2 rRNA genes are annotated in these 3,156 nt (G+C 61.2%); both read left to right on the top strand.

Annotation, left to right across the window (positions count from 1 at the left end):
* Position 1 precedes the first annotated feature (1 nt).
* Positions 2-2,977, top strand: a 23S ribosomal RNA gene (locus QOL23_RS08460).
* A gap of 55 nt (positions 2,978-3,032) precedes the next feature.
* A 5S ribosomal RNA gene (gene rrf, locus QOL23_RS08455) occupies positions 3,033-3,149 on the top strand.
* Positions 3,150-3,156 lie beyond the last annotated feature (7 nt).

Raw genomic sequence — 3,156 nt, 5'->3', positions numbered from 1 at the left:
AGGCCGAGGTGCTAAGGGCGCATGGTGGATGCCTTGGCGCCAGCAGGCGAAGAAGGGCGTGGTAAGCTGCGAAAAGCTCCGGCGAGGCGCAAACAGCTGATGACCCGGAGATGCCCGAATGGGGAAACCCGGCGGGTTTAAAGCCCGTCACCTGGCCTTATGGTCAGGGGCGACACCCCCCGAACTGAAACATCTCAGTAGGGGGAGGAAAGGAAATCAACCGAGACTCCCTGAGTAGCGGCGAGCGAAAGGGGACCAGCCCAAACCGGGTGGGTGTAGAAGCCCGCAGGCGTTGCCCACCTGGGGTTGTGGGACACACCTGGAGGAGGCTGCGGACTCCTCGGGGAGTTACAAAAGGCTTAGGTAGCCGAAAGGTCTGGGAAGGCCTGCCATAGAGGGTGAAAGCCCCGTAGGCGAAACCTGAGCCTCTCCCTGGGGTGTGATCCCGAGTACCGCGGGACACGAGGAATCCTGCGGGAATCAGGGGGGACCACCCTCCAAGGCTAAGTACTCGCTGGCGACCGATAGCGCATAGTACCGTGAGGGAAAGGTGAAAAGAACCCCGGGAAGGGGAGTGAAAGAGAGCCTGAAACCGTGCGCCTACAAGCGGTCGGAGGGGGGCGAAAGCCTCCTGACGGCGTACCTTTTGCGTAATGGGCCAGGGAGTTACTCTCGGCGGCGAGGCTAAGCCGCGAGGTGGAGCCGTAGGGAAACCGAGTCCGAACAGGGCGTATAGTCGCCGGGAGTAGACCCGAAACCGTACGATCTACCCATGGCCAGGTTGAAGTCCGGGTAACACCGGATGGAGGACCGAACCCACTGGTGCTGAAAAACCAGGGGATGAGCTGTGGGTAGGAGTGAAAAGCTAATCGAGTACGGAGATAGCTGGTTCTCCCCGAAATAGCTTTAAGGCTAGCCTCACGGGAGTCTGCTGGAGGTAGAGCTACTGGTGGGGCTAGGGCCCCGAAAGGGGTACCGAACCCCGCCAAACTCCGAATGCCGGCAGACGCTCCGTGGGAGTCAGACTGCGGGGGATAAGCTCCGTGGTCGAGAGGGGAACAGCCCAGACCGCCAGCTAAGGTCCCCAAGTGGTGGCTAAGTGGGAAAGGAAGTGCGCCCGCTAAGACAGCCAGGAGGTTGGCTTAGAGGCAGCCATCCTTTAAAGAGTGCGTAACAGCTCACTGGTCGAGCGGGCGTGCGCCGAAAATGTAGCGGGGCTCAAGCCACCCACCGAAGCTGCGGGTTCTGCCATAATGGCAGAGCGGTAGGGGAGCGTTCCCTGCGGGGTGAAGTCGCTCCGGAAGGAGCGGTGGACTGCAGGGAAGTGAAAATCCTGGCATGAGTAGGCGATAAGGAAGGTGAGAAGCCTTCCCGCCGAAAGCCCAAGGTTTCCAGGGGAAGGCAAGTCCGCCCTGGGTTAGCCGGCCCCTAAGGCGAGGCCGAAAGGCGTAGCCGATGGGAAGCGGGTTAATATTCCCGCGCCACTGCGGTGGAGCGATGGGGGTGACGCAGGAGGATAGCCCGACCCGGTCGATGGTAGAGCCGGGCCAAGGTAGTAGGGGGAGGGCGTAGGCAAATCCGCGCCCTCGCTAACCCCGAGAACTGACGGGGAGCCCTTTAATAGGGCGAAGCGGGCGAATCCATACTGCCGAGAAAGAACCCCTAAGCGATGAAGCCGCAGTGACCGTACCGCAAACCGACACAGGTGGGCGGGTGTAAAAGCACCAAGGCGTTCGGGGGAACCCTCCGTAAGGAACTCGGCAAATTGACCCCGTAACTGCGGGAGAAGGGGTGCCCTGGGGGGTGTAGGGCTTAGCGCCTGAAGCCCTCTGGGGCCGCAGAGAATAGGCGGTGGCGACTGTTTACCAAAAACACAGGTCTCCGCAAACTCGAAAGAGGACGTATGGGGACTGCAACCTGCCCAGTGCCGGAAGGTTAAGGGGAGGGGTGAGAGCCCCGAACCGAAGCCCCGGTAAACGGCGGCCGTAACTATAACGGTCCTAAGGTAGCGAAATTCCTTGTCGGGTAAGTTCCGACCTGCATGAATGGTCCAACGACTGCCGCACTGTCTCGCGGAGGGTCCCGGCGAAATTGTAGTCAGGGTGAAGATGCCCTGTACCCGTGGCAGGACGGAAAGACCCCGTGAAGCTTTACTGCAGCCTGGCATTGTGTCTTGGCGGTGGCTGCGCAGGATAGGTGGGAGCCTGGGAAGTCCCCCCTCCGGGGGGGATGGAGGCGCCGGTGAGATACCACCCTGTCACCGCTGAGGCACTAACCTAGGGCACTGGAGCGTGCTCGGGGACAGTGTCAGGTGGGCAGTTTGACTGGGGCGGTCGCCTCCTAAAAGGTAACGGAGGCGCCCAAAGGTCCCCTCAGCGCGGTCGGCAATCGCGCGTAGAGTGCAAGGGCATAAGGGGGCTTGACTGCGAGAGGGACACCTCGAGCAGGTGGGAAACCAGGGCCTAGTGACCCGGCGGTTCTGAGTGGAAGGGCCGTCGATCAACGGATAAAAGCTACTCCGGGGATAACAGGCTGATGGGTCCCGAGAGCTCACATCGACGGACCCGTTTGGCACCTCGATGTCGGCTCGTCCCATCCTGGGGCTGAAGCAGGTCCCAAGGGTTGGGCTGTTCGCCCATTAAAGGGGCACGCGAGCTGGGTTCAGAACGTCGTGAGACAGTTCGGTCCCTATCCGCCACGGGCGCAGGAGGCTTGAGGGGGTCTGCTCCTAGTACGAGAGGACCGGAGTGGGGGCACCTCTGGTGTACCAGCTGTGGTGCCAACCGCATCGCTGGGTAGCCAAGTGCCTAAGGGATAACCGCTGAAGGCATCTAAGCGGGAAGCCTGCCCCAAGATTAGGCCTCCTACGGCGATAAGCCGGTAAGGTCACTGGGAGACTACCAGGTTGATAGGCCGCAGGTGGAAGCCCGGCAACGGGTGGAGCTGAGCGGTACTAATCGACCGAGGCCTCGGCTCTTCTACTATCAGACATCTTGGCTTCCTTATTCGGTTGTCAAGGACAACTGAAAAGGTCTGGTGCCCATAGCGGCGGGGAAACACCCGTTCCCATTCCGAACACGGAAGTTAAGCCCGCCAGCGCCGATGATACTGCCCTGGAGACGGGGTGGGAAAGTAGGGCGGTGCCAGGCCTTTTTT

It is taken from the genome of Desulfurobacterium pacificum (assembly GCF_900182835.1).
GTDB lineage: Bacteria > Aquificota > Aquificia > Desulfurobacteriales > Desulfurobacteriaceae > Desulfurobacterium_B > Desulfurobacterium_B pacificum.
Note: the sequence above shows the minus strand (reverse complement) of the source record. Positions and strands in the feature narration are given on the sequence as shown.